We start from the raw sequence: 16,624 nt of genomic DNA, 5'->3' as shown, positions 1-16,624 counted from the left end.
GCGCTACTGCGCCGGGCCCGACAAGGGCCTGGTCGCCATCGCCCGCGTGAGACCGTGGACCGGACGACGCACGGCCACATCGAACGGATTGATCTGCGGGCCGATCGTCGACGCCTGGCGCTTGAGCAGTTCGACGACCATCGGCAAGCGGTCTTCGCCGAGACGCGTCGATAGCGTGCCGACGCTCAACGCGCCGAGCGCATGCCCCGATCGATCGAGGATCGGCACCGCGACGCCCGCCATGCCATCGATCAGCCCGCTGTTGCGGCCCGCATAGCCTTGCGCGCGCACTCGCTCGATTTCGGTGCGCAGATACACCTCGTCGAAGACGCCATAGTTATGCAGACGCGGCACGTTATAGCGAATGATCTCCTCGCGCTCCTCCTCGGGCTGAAACGCGAGAATCGCGAGACTGCCCTGCCCGACGCCCAGCGCGACGCGTCCGCCCACGTCGCCGGTGAACGAGCGGATCGGGAACGGGCCTTCGCACATGTCGAGGCACACCGCATCGAAACTGCTCTTCACGAGCAGGAAGATGGTGTCGCCGAGACTCGCGCATAGTCGAAGCAACGCGGGCCGGCAGAGCGTGCGCATGCGGCTCGGGTTGCCCGCCTGCGCCGCCAGCGAAAAGAAATCGACGCTCAGCCGATAGCGCTTGCTTGCTTCGTCCTGTTCGACGACGCCCTCTGCGATCAGCGCATGCAGAATCCGATGCACCGTGGCCTGCGTCAGTCCGACCGCTTTCGCGAGCGCGGTGACGCGGCTGCCTTCGGCCTGCCCTTCGCCGAGCGCGCGGATTACCGCGAACGCGCGTTGAAGCATGCCGACGCCCGGCGCATCCGGCGCGGGTGTTCCGTTTTTTTCGTCAGAAGCCTTCATCTTCGCCTCATTTATTCCATTTAATGGAATGTGCGCGCCGTGCGATTTTCGCCGCCACCATTCGACCCGATTCGGCCGCAATGCGCAATCTAAGGGAATACCCAAGTCCCGATCAGTGGAACGATTCCGGAAATTATTCGATGCATATTCCGTTTAACGGAATTCAATATCAAGTTTGTCTCAGTCAGTGGAATTCGAAATTGACGCTGCGGATTTTGGCTGGCTAGAGTCGCTCATCGAATCAATCGCATATTGCCGGCGCGCGATGCGTCGAAGGGGCTGGCCATGTCGTTCCTCACATTGACGGATTTGTCGAAATCGTTCGGCGATCTGCACGCCGTCGCCGACGTCGATCTGTCGGTCGAGAAAGGCGAGTTCGTGTCGCTGCTCGGGCCGTCGGGTTGCGGCAAGACGACGACCTTGCAGATGATCGCGGGCTTTATCGAAGCGACGCGCGGCCGCATCATGCTCGATGGCCGCGACATCACGCACATGCGCCCGAACAAGCGCGGCCTCGGCATCGTGTTTCAAAGTTATGCGCTGTTTCCGCACATGAGCGTCGAGCAGAACGTGAGCTTCGGCCTTGAGATGCGCGGCATCGACAAGAGCGAACGCCGCGAGCGCGTGAAGGAAGCCCTGTCGCTCGTGCGGCTCGACAAGTTGGCGCAGCGCTTTCCGCGCGAGTTGTCCGGCGGACAGCGTCAGCGCGTGGCGCTCGCGCGCGCCATCGTCATCGCGCCGCCCGTGCTGTTGCTCGACGAGCCGATGTCGAACCTCGATGCGAAGTTGCGCGAAGACATGCAGTTCGAATTGCGCGGCATTCAGCGCAAGATCGGCACGACGACGATCATGGTCACGCACGACCAGTCCGAAGCGCTGTCGATCAGCGATCGCGTCGTCGTGATGGAAGCGGGCCGCATTACGCAGGTGGACACGCCTTATCGCGCGTATGAACGTCCCGAGACGAGTTTCGTGTCGCAGTTCATCGGCAAGGCCAACATGCTGCGCGGCACGATCGTCGCGCGCGATGGCGACGCCATTCGCATCGATCTCGGCCACGATCTCGCGGAGACGGGCTCCACTTCGCAACTGCCGGAACGCGAGCGCGCCATCGGCGTCGGCGATGCGGTCACGGTCTGCATCCGTCCCGAGAAACTGAGGCTCGGCGCGGCGGGCAGCGGGCGTCTGCCGGGCCGCGTGACGAGCCGCTTCTTCCTCGGCAGCCAATGGCTTTATCGGCTCGACAGCCGCGCGGGCGAGATGCTCGTGTGCTGCCAGAATCACGGCGACGATCCGCTCGAAGAAGGCGCGCACGTGGGCATCGACTGGAATACGGAATCGATCCGCTTCATTCAGCAGGAGGCCGCCCGTGGATAGCACGTTGCGCTCTTCCGAGCCCGCCGCGACGCCCGCGCAGGCACACGCGCGCCGCGCGCCCTGGCACGCCTACGCGCCCTTGTGGATGATGAGCGCGCCCGCGCTTATTCTCTTCGCGGTGCTCGTGATCGTGCCGCTCGCGATGACGCTCGCGCTCACGTTCTATCGCTTCGATCCGTCGATGGGCGCCGTCGCCGCGTTCGATCCGCACAACTACGCCGAAGTGCTCGGCTCGTCGTACTTCCACACGATCTTCGCGCGCACGTTCGGCATCGCGGCGCTGGTCACGTTGCTGTGCGTCGCGATCGGCACGCCCGAGGCGTACATCCTGTCGCGCATGGGCGATCCTTGGCGATCCGTCTTTCTGCTGGTGATTCTCGCGCCGCTGCTCGTCTCGGTGGTCGTGCGCGCGTTCGGCTGGAGCATGCTGCTCAACGTGAACGGGCTCGTGAACCAGTTGCTCGGCGTGTTCGGCTTCGGCCCGTACAAGCTGCTCTACACGACGTTCGCGATCGTCATCGCGCTGGTTCACGTGATGCTGCCGTTCATGGTGATTCCGGTCTGGACCGCGCTGCAGCGTATTGATCCGCAAACCGAAAACGCCGCGCTCTCGCTAATGGCCTCGCCCGCCGTGACGCTGTGGCGCATCGTGCTGCCGCAACTCGTGCCGGGCATCCTCTCCGGCAGCCTGATGGTGTTTGGTCTTTCCGCAAGCGCCTTCGCCATTCCCGGCCTGCTCGGCGGAAGACGCTTGAAGGTCGCGGCGACCACCGTATACGACCAGTTCCTCAGTTCGATGAACTGGCCGCTCGGCGCGACCATCGCGCTGCTTCTGCTCGTCGCCAATCTGGTGGTGATGCTCACCTATTACCGCGTGCTTGAGCGGCGCTACACGCGCAGCATGGGCTGAACGAGGGCGATCAATCATGCGCAAAAACGGTCCGCTCGCGCTGGCGTTTCACACGCTCGTGATTCTCTTCGTGCTCGCGCCGCTTGTCGTCGTCGTGCTCGTCGCGTTCACGCCGGAGGAAACGCTCACGCTGCCCACGCGCGGTCTTTCGCTGCGCTGGTTCCGCGCGATTCTCGATTATCCCGACTTCATCTCGGCGTTCTTCAACAGCGTGAAGCTCGCGTTCGCATCGGCGACGCTGTCGCTCGTCGTCGCGTTGCCCGCGGGACTCGCGATCGGCCGCGCGCGCTTCCCGGGGCGCGGCTTTCTCAATGCGCTGTTGTTGTCGCCGCTCGTGATACCCGGCCTCGTGCTCGGCATCGCGATGCTGCGCTTCTTCGCGATGATCGGCGCGACCGGCTCGTTCGCGTGGCTGATTCTCGCGCACATGGTCATCATCACGCCGTTCGTGATGCGGCTCGTGCTCGCGTCGGTGAGCGGCATGGACCGCAGCATCGAGCACGCCGCTTCGTCGCTCGGCGCGAGTGCGTGGACGACCTTTCGCCGCGTCACGCTGCCGATGATCCTGCCCGGCATCACTGGCGGATGGCTCCTCGCGTTCATCAACAGCTTCGACGAGCTGACGATGTCGGTCTTCGTCACGTCACCGCAAACGGTCACGCTGCCCGTGCGCATGTACATGTACGCGACCGAATCCATCGACCCGATGATGGCGTCGGTCTCGGCGCTCGTCATCTTCATCACCGCGGGCGCGATGCTGCTTCTCGACCGCGTGTATGGGCTCAACCGCATTCTGATCGGCCAGCACTGAACCCAATCTCATGAGCACCGAAACGCTTCATCGCGCGCCGCAATTCGTCCGTCTCGTCGAGACGCAGCGCGCGCGCATTTCCTTCGTGCTCGACGGCGCGCCCGCCGAAGCGCTCGCGGGCGACACGCTTCTGACCGCAATTCTCATGCAGCAGCGTCACGTGCGGCATAGCGAATTCAGCGGCAAGCCGCGCGCGGGCTTCTGCCTCATCGGCGCGTGTCAGGATTGCTGGGTGCGCGGCGAGGACGGCAAGCGCATGCGCGCATGTTCGACGCGCGTGGAAGCGGGCATGCGCGTGTGCACGGAGGATGCGCGATGAGCGATGCGCATCGTGTGGTCATCGTCGGCGCGGGACCGGCCGGAATCCGCGCGGCGGAAACACTCGTCGCGTCGGGCGTGCGTCCCGTCGTCATCGATGAAAACGCACGCTGGGGCGGGCAAATCTATCGCCAGCCGCCCGCCGACGCGGGCTTCAGACGCAGCAAGGCCGCGCTCTACGGCTTCGAGGCGAAGAAGGCCGCCGCCGTGCACGACACGATGGCGAAGCTGTTGCCGCAGATCGACTATCGTCCCGACACGCTCGTGTGGGCGTGCGAGCAGAACCGCCTCGACACGATTCACGCGGGGCGCGAAGCGAGCGTGCCGTTCACGCATTTGATCATCGCGAGCGGCGCGACCGATCGCATCGTGCCGATTCCCGGCTGGACGCTCGCGGGCGTCTTCACGCTCGGCGGCGCGCAGGTCGCGTTGAAGGCGCAAGGCTGCGCGATCGGTTCGCGCATCGTGCTCGCGGGCACCGGGCCGCTGCTGTATCTGGTCGCGTATCAGTACGTCAAGGCGGGCGCGCAGGTCGTCGCCGTGCTCGACACGAGTCCGTTCGCGCGACAGGTCGCCGCCGCGCCGCGCATGCTCAGTCAGCCATCGACGTTCGCCAAGGGCGTGTACTACGTCGGCTGGCTCAAGGCGCACGGCGTGCGTATCGAACGCGGCGTGACGCTCGACGGCATCGATGGAGACGACGCCGTGCGCGGCATGCGCTGGCGCACGCATCGCGGCGAGCCACGCACGCTCGATTGCGATGCCGTGGGCATGGGCTTCGGCCTGCGTCCCGAAACGCAACTCGCCGATCTCGCCGGATGCCGCTTTCGCTTCGACGCGCTCAATCGCTGCTGGCTGCCCGAGCGCGACGCGGCGGGCCGCGCTTCGGTGCGCCACGTCTATCTCGCGGGCGACGGCGCGGGCATCGCCGGCGCGGACGCCGCCGAGCTGGCTGGACGACGCGCCGCGCTCGCGCTGATCGAGGACATCGGCATCGTGGCCCACGAGCGCGTCCCGCCCGACGCAACGAAGCTCGAACGCGAACTGCAACGCATCGCGGCGTTTCGCGAAGGCATCGAGCATGCGTTCGCGCCGCCCGAAAACACCGCGCAAAACTGGCCCGACGACATGACCGTCTGCCGCTGCGAGGACGTCACCGCGGGCACGATGCGCGCGTGCATCCGTAGCGGGCTCGCGACCGAAGTCAATCGCCTCAAGGCGCTCACCCGCATCGGCATGGGCCGTTGTCAGGGCCGCATGTGCGGCGAGTCCGCCATCGCTCTGCTCAGTGCCGAAACCGGCAAGCCGCTCGCCGATGTCGGCCGTCTGCGCAGCCAGGCGCCCATCAAACCCATTCCGATCACGCCGATGCTCTACGACGACGGCGTGCGCGTGCAGCCCGAGGAAGCCCACGATGAGTGACGCACGCCATTACGATGTGGTGATCGCGGGCGGCGGGCTCGTCGGCTCGTCGACGGCGCTCGCGCTCGCGAAAGCCGGCATGCGCGTCGCCCTGATCGAACGGCGTTTCTGCGGCGCGCAGGCGAGCGGCGTGAACTACGGCGGCGTGCGCACGCAGGGACGCACGGCGGAACAGTTGCCGCTCGCGGTGCGCGCGCGGCGTGTCTATGGCCGCTTGCCCGAGCTTATCGGCATCGACGGCGAGATGGTCGTGTCGGGTCATCTGCGGATCGCGCGTCGTGAAGCCGATCTCGACGTGCTCGATCGATGGTCCGCGATGGCGCGCGAGCACGGCGTCGAATCGCAGGTGATGAGCGGCGCGGCGTTCCGCGAGCGTTATCCGTGGCTCGGTCCCGCGGCGATCGGCGGCTCGCTCTGTCCTTCCGATGGCCACGCGAATCCGCGTCTCGTCTCGCCGGGTTTCGCGCACGCCGCGCGACGCGCGGGCGCCGACGTGCGCGAACAGACCGAACTGTCCGATATCGCGTTCGACGGCGCGCGCTTTCAGATGCGCGCGGGCCGCGAGCGCATCAGCTCCGACTGGCTCGTCAACAGCGCGGGCGCGTGGGCGAATCGCATCGCGGGGAGCTTCGGCGAAAGCGCGCCGATGAAGCCCATCTATCCGAACATGTGGGTGACGGAGCCGCTGCCGCTTTTTATCGGGCATAGCCTCGGCGTCGTCGGCGGCGGCATCTACGCGCGGCAGGTCGAGCGCGGCAACTGCGTGATCGGCGGCGGGCGCGGACATGGCGACGGCGAGCACGCGCAGCCGTCGAGCGCCACGACGCGCGCCGTGATGCGCGACGCATGCGCGCTCCTGCCCGCGCTGCGCGATGCGCTTTTGATCCGCACCTGGAGCGGCGTCGAAGGCGAGACGCCGGACAGCAATCCGGTTATCGGGCCGAGCCGCACGACGCCGCGTCTGCTGCATGCTTTCGGTTTCTCGGGCGGCGGTTTTCTGCTCGCGCCCGGCGTCGGCGAAGTGCTCGCCGAACTCGTCACGCAGGGCGAGACGAGCACGCCGATCGACGCGTTTTCGATCGCACGTTTCAGTTCGATGCCTCTATCCGCCACACACTAGCCAGAACAAGGAAAACTCACGATGAAGCTGCCCCGCACACTCGTATCGCTCGCCGCGCTCGTCGCGTTCGGCATGACGTCGCCCGCCTGGTCGCAAACCAAAACCATCTACATCGGCATGAACGGCGGACCGATGGAAAAGGCCTACACGAGCCAGGTGCTTCCCGACTTCGAGAAGGCTAACAACGTGAAGGTCGTCGTGGTGCCGGGCACGTCTTCGGACGTGCTCGCGAAGCTGCTCGCCAATCGCAACAGTCCGCAGATTCACGTCGCGTTCCTCGACGACGGCGTCATGGCGCGCGCCGTCAGCATGGGCGTGTGCCAGAAGCTCGACGATTCGCCGGTGCTCAAGGAACTCTATCCGTTCGCGCGCCTGAAGGACGACATGGGCGCGGGCGTGCAGCTCGGCATGACGGGCATCGGCTACAACACGAAGCTTTTCAAGGAAAAGGGCTGGGCGCCGCCCACTTCGTGGATGGATTTCGCCGATCCCAAGTACAAGGGCAAGGTCGTATTCCAGTCGGCGTCGAGCAGCACGTTCGGCTTGCACGGCTTCCTCGCGATCAACCGCATCCTCGGCGGCAGCGAAAAGAACGTCGAGCCGGGATTCTCCAAATGGGCGACGACGGTCGGACCGAACGTCGTCGAATACATTCCGAACTCGGCGAAGCTCTCGGAGATGATCACGACCGGCGAAGCCGGCCTCTTCCCGCTCACGCCGACCGCCATCGGCGATCTGAAGGACAAGGGTCTGCCGGTCGCGTATGTCGCGCCGAAGGAAGGCGCGGTGCTGCTGCTCGTCGATGCGTGCGTCGTGAAGAACAATCCCGATCCGGCGCTCGCCCAGAAGCTCGCGCAATTCCTGTTGTCCGCGCCCGCGCAAACGAAGGCCGCCGAAGCCGGCAAGCAGATCCCGACCAACACGAAGGCGAAGATGACGCCGGAGATGGAGAAGAATCTCGGCGATCTGAATTCGCTCGTGAAGAAAGTGAGCGTCGTGGACTGGGACACGATCAACGCGAATCGCGCGCAGTGGGATCAGCGCTGGAATCAGCAGATCGAAAAGTAAGCCTGATTTTTTTAATCACGCGACGCGCGTAATCGCGCGTCGACGTGCTTAAAGATCCTTCACCAGCCGCAGCGCATCGTAGATAGCGGCGTGCGTGTTGCGCGCCGCCACCGCATCGCCGATTCTAAAAAGCTGAAAGCGTCCTTCCGGATTTGTCTCGGCGCTCTGCTGCCTGCCGTCGATGAGTTCGTCGTAATTCACCGCGCCGCGGTTCTTCGAAAGCGGCTTGAGTTCGAAGTAAAGCTCGTCCATCGGAATCGTGCCGTGATTGACGACGATCTGATCGTGACGCTGCTCTTTCGTGACGCCGCCGTAGTCGCTGCCGATCGTCGCCACCAGATCGCCGCCTTCGCGACGCACCGACTCAAGCCGGAACGTCACCGTGAACGTGGTCGCGAGCTTTTGCAGCGAGCGCATATAAGGCACGAGATTCATGCTCATCACTTCGGGCGAGAAGGAGCGGTCGGGCGTCATGACTTCCACCTTGCCGCCCGCCTGCGCGATGGTTTCGGCAGCCTGAAGCGCGGCGTGATCGCCGGCGTCGTCGAAAATCAGCACGTTCGCGCCGGGCTTCACGTCGCCCGAAATGATGTCCCACGACGAGACGACATGCTCGTTGCCCGTGCTGCAAACCTCTGTGTGCGGCATGCCGCCGGTCGCGACGATCACCACGTCGGGATTTTCCGCGAGCACCGTCTCCGTATCCGCCCACGTGTTGAATCTGAACTGCACGCCGAGCCTTTCGCACTGCGCCATACGCCAGTCGATGATGCCCATCATCTCCTTGCGGCGAACGTTCTGCGCGGTGAGACGAATCTGCCCGCCGGGATCGTTCATCGCTTCGAGCACGACGACATCGTGCCCACGCTCGCCCGCCACGCGCGCCGCTTCGAGGCCCGCCGGCCCCGCGCCGATTATCACGATCCTGCGCTTGATCGCGGCGGGCTTGATCGTCTGCGGCATCTCCAGTTCGCGGCCCGTCGCGGCATTGTGAATGCACAGCGCCATGCCGCCCTGATAGATGCGATCGAGACAATAATTCGCGCCCACGCAAGGCCGGATGTCGTCTTCGCGGCGCTCGATGATCTTGCGCACGATATGCGGATCGGTCATGTGCGCGCGCGTCATGCCGACCATGTCGATCTTGCCCGACTCGATCGCGTGGCGCGCCGTCGCGACGTCCTGAATGCGCGCCGCATGAAACGTGGGGAACTCCGTCACCCGCCGGATCTCGCCCGCGAAGTCGAGATGCGGGGCACTCTTCATTCCCATGATCGGGATGATGTCGGTGAGTCCGGCGTCCGTTTCCAGATGCCCGCGAATGACGTTCAGGAAATCGACGAGACCGCTGTTTTTCAGGCGTTTCGAAATCTCGATGCCCTCTTCCTTCGTGATGCCGCCCGCGAGCATTTCATCGGCCGTATAGCGAATGCCGACGAGAAAGCGCTCGCCGACGCGCTCGCGAATCGCGCGCAGCACATCGAACGTGAAGCGCATGCGATTGTCCAGCGAGCCGCCGTAAGGACCTTCGAGCGTGTTCGTCAGAGGCGACCAGAACTGGTCCATCAAATGACCGTACGATTCGATTTCCAGCCCGTCGAGCCCGGCCGCTTTCATGCGCTCGGCCGCATCCGCGAAGTCGCGCACGATGCGCTCGATGTCCCAGTCTTCCAGCTTCTTCGGGAAAGCCCTATGCGCCGGCTCGCGATTGTGCGAAGGCGACACAGCGGGCAGCCAGTCACCCTTGTCCCAGCGCGTGCGCCGGCCGAGATGAGTCAACTGGATCATCACCTTCGCGCCGTGCTCGTGGCATTCGTCGACGAGATCCTTCATCCACGGCACAACTTCGTCCCGGTACGCGAGGATGTTGTTGAACACCGGCGGACTGTCCTTCGAAACAGCCGCCGAGCCCGCCGTCATCGTCAATGCGATGCCCGCCTTCGCCCTTTCGACGTGATAAGCGCGATAGCGCTCCTTCGGCATCCCGTCCTCGGCGTAGGCCGGTTCATGCGAGGTCGTCATGATCCGGTTTCGAAAAGTGAGATGTTTCAGCGTGTAAGGCTGCAGCAGCGGATCCGTGGACATGAGCGCCTCTTCGAAGCAAGTGGGGACGAACGACCGTTGTGAACCAAGAGTAGAACCACTGTACACATGTGTCAAGTAGGGAGACAATGGTGTACGTGAACGTCAAAAACCAGGAAAACGACGCAATGGACCAGACGCCCGACGTAGTGCGCGGCTCCGCCGACATGTGGCTGGACGCGGCGTACGAAGGCCTTCTCGAAGGAGGCGTGGACGCAGTCCGCATACTTCCGCTTGCAAAAAAGCTGAATCTTTCGCGCACGAGTTTCTATTGGTTCTTCAAGGACCGTGAGGAACTGCTCGATTTCCTGCTCGGCCGATGGAAGGAGAAAAACACGGGCAACTGGATCGAGCGCACGCAGGCGTATGCGGACAGCGTGTGCGAAGCGATGCTGAATGTCTTCGACTGCTGGTTCGACGACACGCTCTTCGATTCGCGCTTCGAGGCCGCGATGCGCAGCTGGGCGCAGCAATCGCCGGAGATCGCCGCGCAGATGGCGCAGGACGACGCGCAACGCATCGCGGCGTTGACGGACCTGTTCGCGCGCTTCGGCTATGAACCGCGCGCCGCCGATGTCCGCGCGCGCGTGGCGTATTTCACGCAGGCGGGTTATGTGTCGACGAAGCCCGACGAAGACATGGCGGCGCGCATGTCGCGCATTCCGGAATACGTCGAGGTGTTCACGGGCGTGCGGCCGAAGAAACACGAGCTTCAGCGTTTCTATTCAAGGCGCAACTTCGCGTTTCAGTGAAGGGGTGCGAGTGCATATTTTGTTCGCGCTTGCATGCGTGAGCATTCGGATTGTTGCCGCCAGAGGCCAATCCCTTGGCGGAATCGGTCAGGCGCGACGCGGGCCCATTCGTTCGACATAGGCTGGGGGAGCACGGTCTATTCCGCCTTTGGGGCCATCATGCACAAAATCCTTAGTCCGATTGGAACCGAAATAGAAATCCCGGAAACGGTCGATCAGAACTCGACTACATTCGATTTGACCGATCTCGCTGGCGCGAAGCAATACTACGAAGAAAACGGCTATGTCGTCGTGCGCAAAGTAGTGGATCAAGCCGCGTGCGATTCCATTCGCAATGCGTTCGATAAAACGGTCAAGCAATACCCTGGATATATATACCGGCAGGCTACGGCGAATCCGGAAAAGAACAGAATCAACGAGTACGGTTTCGTGATGAATCCGCTGCTCAATCTTCAGTCCCTCAGTGACGTAGGTTTCGCGCCGCTCAAGAACCTGGCGGTCAAGGCGTTCGCGAGCCCGAATATCAAAGCGATCACACGCGAACTCTTTTCGGAAGAAGGCAAGCTCGTGCAGAGCATGTATTTCGAAGGGAACGCGGAGACGTGGCCGCATCAGGATACGTACTACCTCGACAGCGAGTTGATCGGCACGATGGTGGGATGCTGGTACGCCCTCGAAGATATCGACGCGGGCGCCGGGCGCTTCTTCGTGGTTCCAGGCAGTCACCGTATCGACATGGTGAAGAACGGAAAGAACTTTGACGTCGCGTTCAATCATGGTCAATACAAGGAACTCGTCAAGAAGATCTTATCCGAACAACAACTCGAATTTCGCGCGCCATTCCTGCAAAAAGGCGACGTGCTTCTCTGGAATTCGAAAACGATTCATGGCAGCTTGCGCACGACGCGTCCGCAATATTCGCGCAGTTCCCTCACGTCGCATTTCATCCCGCTTTCTCACCGGTTCCTGCAATTCCAGTCGAAGATCAAGCCGCTGAATCTGCGCGAGTTCAACGGTATGGCGTTCAACTGCCCGAAAGACATGGAGCGGCTGTCCAGCCGCGTCGTGCTGGGTATCGAAACGACGTTCCCGAAGACATTTCAGATGGCAAAGAAACTGGCCATCAAGGCATTGGTGAAGTGAGCTTCGTCGCAGAAGTTATTCAACGGCCAGCGACGAGAACCACACATGCTCGTATGCGGCGATCGCGGATTCATCCGGCGTGCGCTCCGAAGTCAGCCAGATCGATCGAATCGTCGCGGCGGCGTGGGCGTCGGGCGCAGCCGCGAGACGGTCCCTAGCCGACGCGCCGCCCGTACATGGAATGAAGTACGCCGGCGCAAGCGGCCTTGCCCGAAGCTTCCCGCTTGCGAGTTTCGTCACGAGCATGGCGAGTCCCGTTTCTTCCGACGGACGCCACGGAAAGATCAGGCGTCCGCCTGGGCGCAAGGCGCGCAGCCAGGCCGGCGGCGGCGCAAGCACGCCCGCGTTCACATAGATGACATCCGACGCCGGAATATCGGCCTCAGTCGCATTCGCGTGCGTGACGCTGACGCCCTCGTACGGTTCAAGATTGTGTCGCGCCGCGCGCGCCAACGTTTCATCGATTTCGAATGCTTCGACGCTTCCGCCCGGCGCGGCCAGCACCGAGAGAATAGCCGTGTAATAGCCGGAGCCCGCGCCGATATGGCATACGCGTTCGCCCGGACGCAACATGACCGCGCCGATCCACGACGCGTGCAAAAAGGGCTCGCCGTTGTTGATCTCGCGCGACGCATCGAGCGCGACGATGTTGTTCTGATAGATATAAGCGGGATCGTCACTCGGCGTTTCGTAATAGCGGCCATCGGGTCCCGATATCTTCCACGGCCCGGGCGGCAGGAATGCTTCGCGTGGCACGAGCTTGAATACGCGCGCGAGACGCGGGTCGACGGAGCCGCTGGCCGCGGCCATCAGGCTTGCGTGAAAAGCTCGCAGTTCATTTAGATGTCCGTCCATTTCCAATCCTGATCTCGTGCGTTGCGAAAACCGCTCGGCATAACTTTGTGCCGATGAAGATCGATCATCCATTGCGCAAAGTTATGCTCACGTGGTTACTTCGCGGTCACTCGCCGCCGCAGTCCGGTCATTCACCAGCAACTCCCGCATCGCGCCAAGCGCCGCCGAAGCGTGTCCCTTGCGCCACACGAGCAAGGTGTCGATCCGCCCGAACTCGCCCATCGGATGCAGATCCACTTCGTCATCCAGACGCGCGAGTTCGAGCACCGAGCGCGGCGCAACCGCGACGCCCGCCCCCGCCGCCACGCACGCGACGATCGCGTGATACGAGCCTAATTCCAGCACCCGCGCGGGCCGGATGCCCTGTTGCTCGTACCAGCGCATCGCGTATGAGCGGTATGCGCAGCCGCGCTCGAACGCAATCAGCGTGAGGCCCGCAACCTCCCGCGCCAGCGAAGCCGGATGCTGCCCGCGCGGCGTGACGAGCGTCAGTTCCTCCTCGAACACCGGCACGAATTCGAATTGCTCGGCGGGAAGCGTGTCGGGCTCGATGGGCCGCGCCAACACCGCCGCGTCCACTTCGAACGAACGCACGCTTTCGATGAGCGCGCGCGTCACGCCCGTCGTCAGTTCGAGCGTCACTTGCGGCCAGCGCTGGTGATACGCCGCCAGCACGCGCGGCAGGCGGCTCGCGGCGGTGCTTTCCATCGTCCCGAGCCGCAGACGCCCTTGCGGACGATTCTCGCTGACCGCATGACGCGCTTCATCCGCGAGCGCGAGCAGACGTTCGGCATACGGCAGCAAGGTCTCGCCGGCCGGCGTCAGCACGAGACGCCGGCCATCGCGGATAAAGAGGTCCGTGCCGAGCGTTTCTTCCAGCTGACGAATGCGCGTCGTCACGTTCGACTGCACGCGGTTGAGCTTCGCGGCCGCACGCGTCACGCCGTTTTCGCGCACGACAGCCCTGAAAATGGTCAATGCCGAGAGATCCATAATCTTTTCCGAAGATTGATCGCATCTCGATTATTCATTTTTCAAGATACATCGGTCAAGCTAGGATGCGCGTATTCCCGCCACGCTCACCGTCATCGACTCATGGCTTCAACCGCTCAAGCTTCGTCGCTGCCTGCACATCACGCGCGAAACGCCGCGCTCGCGTGCGCCGTCGTCTTGGCGGTGGCGCTCGGCGTCGGCCGGTTCGCGTTCACGCCGCTCTTGCCGCTGATGCTGAAAAGCGGCGCGCTCGATATCCGTCACGGCGGCTGGCTCGCATCGGCCAATTACGCCGGTTATCTCGTCGGCGCGTTGTCGTGCGCGGCGATCCGCATCGATCACGCGCGCATGGTGCGTCTCGCGCTCGCGTGGACCATCGCGCTGACGCTCGCAATGGCCCTCGTCCATCTCTTCCCGCTGTGGGCCGCGATACGGTTCGCGGCGGGCGTCGTCAGCGCGTGGGCCTTCGTGTTCGCGTCGCAATGGGGCTTGCGGCAGCTCGCCGAACTCGACGCGCACGGTCTCGCCGGCGTGATCTACGCGGGGCCGGGCGTCGGCATCGTCGCGACCGGCCTGCTCGGTGCGGCGGCCGCGGCGCTCGGCGTGAGCGCGCCGTCCGTGTGGGCCGGATTCGCGCTCTGCTCGGCCGTGGCGGGCGCGCTCGTTTGGAAGGCGTTCGCCCATCGGCCGTCGGCGATGCGTGGCCGGGCGCATGTCGCCGCTCCCGTGGCGAACGCACCGGCGCGTGCCGATTCGATCGGGCTCGTCGGCCTTTACGGTCTCGCGGGATTCGGCTACATCATCACGGCGACCTTCCTGCCCGTCATCGCGCGACAGGCCTTGCCGGGCTCGCCGTGGCCCGATCTGTTCTGGCCCGCGTTCGGGCTGGCGCTGATCGTCGGCGCGCTGGTCGCCGCGCGGCTGCCGCTCTCGTGGGACAACCGGCTGCTTTGCGCCGCGTGCTATCTCATCCAGGCGCTGGGCATATGGCTGGGCATCGTGTTTCCGGGCGTGCTCGGCTTCGGTATCGGCAGTTTGCTGCTGGGCTTGCCGTTCACCGCCATCACGCTCTTCGCGATGCGCGAGGCGCGACGCTTGCGTGGCGAGTCCGCCGCCGGTCTGATGGGCTATGCGACGGCCTCATACGGACTCGGCCAGATCGCGGGACCGCTCGTCGCCGCGCCGATCGCCGCGCGCACCGGATCGTTTTCCATCGCGTTGTGGATCGCGGTGGCGGCGCTGGGACTCGGTGCGGCCGGTCTGATCTGGCTGGGGCTTCGTGCCACAGCGCGTGCTGCATAGACGGCGAAGTATCATCGGGGAAAAACGCGCGGAGCACGATGCATGAAGTTGCCTTTCTACACAGTCGGTCATTCCACTCGAACCGTGGAAGAACTCGCCGCGCTTTTGCAAACGGCGGAGGTGAGACTGGTCGTCGATATCCGCACGGTTCCGAAATCGCGAACAAATCCGCAATTCAACGCGGACGCCTTGCCCGAAAGCCTCGAATCTTATGGCATAGGATACGAGCGGATTGTGGAACTCGGCGGATTGCGCGGCAAATCGAAAGCTATCTCGCCCGATGTGAACGGCTTCTGGGAAAATCAAAGCTTTCACAATTACGCCGACTATGCGCTCTCGGATAACTTCCATCGCGGTCTCGACCAACTGATAACACTCGGACGCAAGCAACGCTGCGCCGTGATGTGCTCGGAGGCGGTCTGGTGGCGTTGTCACAGGCGCATCGTCGCGGACTATCTCCTTGCTCGCGGCGAGACGGTATTTCATCTCATGGGCGACGACCGGATCGAAGAAGCGCATCTGACTAAAGGCGCATCACTCGATTCACCGAACGCCGTTCGCTATCCCGCCAATAACACCGATAACATCGATAACACCGATAACACCGATAACACCGATAACACCGATAACACTGAAGCCTAGGCAACAGGATCGTCCTATCCGCGCGCTGGAGTGCGTGTCACAGTGGCGAGCATCCTCTACCGTGGAGCATGCCGTGCCCGCCGCCGAAACATCCGCCCTCATCTATCGCCCCTTCACCGCCGACGACATCGCCGCGGCGCACGCGCTTTCCGTCGAAGTCAAATGGCCGCATCGCGCCGACGACTGGCGCTTCGTGCTCGATGCCGGCGCGGGTTTCATCGCGCAGATCGGCGAGCGCGTGGTCGGCACGGCGCTGTGCTGGATGTACGGCGGCAACGGCGGATCGCTCGGCATGGTCATCGTCGCGCCGGATTGTCAGGGCAAGGGAATCGGCCGCAAGCTGATGGAACTGCTGCTCGAAGCGCTCGGCAATCGCATCACCGTGCTGCACGCGACGCCCGCAGGCGAACCGCTTTACGCCAAGCTCGGGTTCAGGCGCGTCGGTGCGATTCATCAACATCAATCCGCCGATTTCGCCGTGCCGCGCATCGAACTGATGCAAGGCGAGCGTCTGCGCGCGATCGAACCGCGCGATACGGATGCGCTCGTCGCGTTCGCGTCGCGCGCAAGCGGACTCGACCGAAGCGCGCTCTTGCCCGCGCTGCTCGAAGTCGCCAAAGGCGTCGTGCTCGAACGCGACGACGAATTGCTCGGCTTCTCGCTCCTTCGCGAGTTCGGCCGGGGGCGCGCCATCGGTCCGGTCGTTTCAGTCACCGCCGACGCGCAGCACACGCGGCGCGCGCAGGCGCTCATCGCACATTGGCTCGCGCATGGCGAAGGCAAGTTCACGCGCATCGACACGCCCGATGAAAGCGGCCTTTCCGCGTGGCTCGAAAGCATTGGACTCAAGTGCGTCGATACGGTCATCAAGATGGCGCGCAACGGCACGCCGCCGCACGATGCGTCCGTCGCGCAGTTCGCGATCATCAATCAGGCGCTAGGCTAAGACG

Annotated in this window: 16 protein-coding genes; 12 read left to right on the top strand and 4 right to left on the bottom strand. The window is 63.8% G+C overall.

Annotation, left to right across the window (positions count from 1 at the left end; all coding sequences use genetic code 11):
- Window positions 1-3: 3 nt before the first annotated feature.
- Complete coding sequence (locus AWB82_RS14235; protein ID WP_086968087.1) at window positions 4-879, bottom strand: IclR family transcriptional regulator; 876 nt, start codon at window positions 877-879, stop codon at window positions 4-6.
- Window positions 880-1,164: 285 nt separating this feature from the next.
- On the opposite strand from AWB82_RS14235, the gene AWB82_RS14230 reads away from it, so the two are divergent.
- The 7 genes from AWB82_RS14230 to AWB82_RS14200 are packed head-to-tail and all read left to right on the top strand — an operon-like array spanning window position 1,165 to window position 7,905.
- Window positions 1,165-2,256 (top strand): ABC transporter ATP-binding protein, encoded by a 1,092-nt coding sequence (locus AWB82_RS14230; RefSeq protein WP_086968149.1) that lies wholly within the window; start codon window positions 1,165-1,167, stop codon window positions 2,254-2,256.
- On the top strand, window positions 2,249-3,166 hold the full coding sequence (locus AWB82_RS14225; protein WP_086968085.1) for an ABC transporter permease: 918 nt from the start codon (window positions 2,249-2,251) through the stop codon (window positions 3,164-3,166). Before AWB82_RS14230 ends, AWB82_RS14225 begins: the two co-directional genes overlap by 8 nt.
- 16 nt (window positions 3,167-3,182) lie before the next feature.
- Window positions 3,183-3,977, top strand: coding sequence for an ABC transporter permease (locus tag AWB82_RS14220; RefSeq protein ID WP_086968083.1), 795 nt, complete (start codon window positions 3,183-3,185; stop codon window positions 3,975-3,977).
- A gap of 10 nt (window positions 3,978-3,987) precedes the next feature.
- Entirely contained in the window at window positions 3,988-4,296 is a 309-nt protein-coding gene (locus AWB82_RS14215; RefSeq protein WP_086968081.1) for a (2Fe-2S)-binding protein, read from the top strand.
- Window positions 4,293-5,717: an FAD/NAD(P)-dependent oxidoreductase gene (locus tag AWB82_RS14210; RefSeq protein ID WP_086968079.1), complete on the top strand. Its 1,425-nt coding sequence runs from the start codon at window positions 4,293-4,295 to the stop codon at window positions 5,715-5,717. The genes AWB82_RS14215 and AWB82_RS14210 overlap by 4 nt, the downstream gene beginning before the upstream one ends.
- Window positions 5,710-6,837 (top strand): NAD(P)/FAD-dependent oxidoreductase, encoded by a 1,128-nt coding sequence (locus AWB82_RS14205; RefSeq protein WP_086968078.1) that lies wholly within the window; start codon window positions 5,710-5,712, stop codon window positions 6,835-6,837. The genes AWB82_RS14210 and AWB82_RS14205 overlap by 8 nt, the downstream gene beginning before the upstream one ends.
- A 21-nt stretch (window positions 6,838-6,858) precedes the next feature.
- Entirely contained in the window at window positions 6,859-7,905 is a 1,047-nt protein-coding gene (locus AWB82_RS14200) for an ABC transporter substrate-binding protein (RefSeq protein ID WP_086968076.1), read from the top strand.
- Between the two features lie 48 nt (window positions 7,906-7,953).
- Here AWB82_RS14200 and AWB82_RS14195 read toward each other — a convergent pair whose 3' ends face one another.
- On the bottom strand, window positions 7,954-9,990 hold the full coding sequence (locus tag AWB82_RS14195) for an NADH:flavin oxidoreductase (RefSeq protein WP_086968074.1): 2,037 nt from the start codon (window positions 9,988-9,990) through the stop codon (window positions 7,954-7,956).
- Between the two features lie 95 nt (window positions 9,991-10,085).
- Between AWB82_RS14195 and AWB82_RS14190 the strand changes: the two genes are divergently transcribed.
- Entirely contained in the window at window positions 10,086-10,739 is a 654-nt protein-coding gene (locus AWB82_RS14190; protein ID WP_235023280.1) for a TetR/AcrR family transcriptional regulator, read from the top strand.
- Between the two features lie 159 nt (window positions 10,740-10,898).
- Window positions 10,899-11,882, top strand: coding sequence for a phytanoyl-CoA dioxygenase family protein (locus tag AWB82_RS14185; RefSeq protein ID WP_086968072.1), 984 nt, complete (start codon window positions 10,899-10,901; stop codon window positions 11,880-11,882).
- Between the two features lie 15 nt (window positions 11,883-11,897).
- Here AWB82_RS14185 and AWB82_RS14180 read toward each other — a convergent pair whose 3' ends face one another.
- Entirely contained in the window at window positions 11,898-12,737 is an 840-nt protein-coding gene (locus AWB82_RS14180; RefSeq protein ID WP_086968070.1) for a protein-L-isoaspartate O-methyltransferase family protein, read from the bottom strand.
- Window positions 12,738-12,824: 87 nt separating this feature from the next.
- The gene (locus AWB82_RS14175) at window positions 12,825-13,730 is read right to left on the bottom strand and encodes a LysR family transcriptional regulator (protein ID WP_086968068.1); all 906 of its coding nucleotides are present in this window, start codon (window positions 13,728-13,730) and stop codon (window positions 12,825-12,827) included.
- A 102-nt stretch (window positions 13,731-13,832) separates the two neighbouring features.
- On the opposite strand from AWB82_RS14175, the gene AWB82_RS14170 reads away from it, so the two are divergent.
- From AWB82_RS14170 to AWB82_RS14160, 3 genes are all read left to right on the top strand, one after another.
- Window positions 13,833-15,032, top strand: a complete 1,200-nt coding sequence (locus AWB82_RS14170; protein ID WP_086968066.1) for a YbfB/YjiJ family MFS transporter — start codon at window positions 13,833-13,835, stop codon at window positions 15,030-15,032.
- Between the two features lie 42 nt (window positions 15,033-15,074).
- Window positions 15,075-15,674 carry a DUF488 domain-containing protein gene (locus AWB82_RS14165; protein ID WP_086968063.1) on the top strand — a complete coding sequence of 200 codons (600 nt, stop codon included), beginning with the start codon at window positions 15,075-15,077 and terminating at the stop codon, window positions 15,672-15,674.
- Between the two features lie 73 nt (window positions 15,675-15,747).
- Window positions 15,748-16,620 (top strand): GNAT family N-acetyltransferase, encoded by an 873-nt coding sequence (locus tag AWB82_RS14160; RefSeq protein ID WP_086968146.1) that lies wholly within the window; start codon window positions 15,748-15,750, stop codon window positions 16,618-16,620.
- Window positions 16,621-16,624: the final 4 nt, after the last annotated feature.

The organism is Caballeronia glebae (assembly GCF_001545035.1).
Taxonomy (GTDB): domain Bacteria; phylum Pseudomonadota; class Gammaproteobacteria; order Burkholderiales; family Burkholderiaceae; genus Caballeronia; species Caballeronia glebae.
The sequence above is the reverse complement of the archived record's forward strand: the minus strand, read 5'-3'. Positions and strand labels throughout refer to the sequence as shown.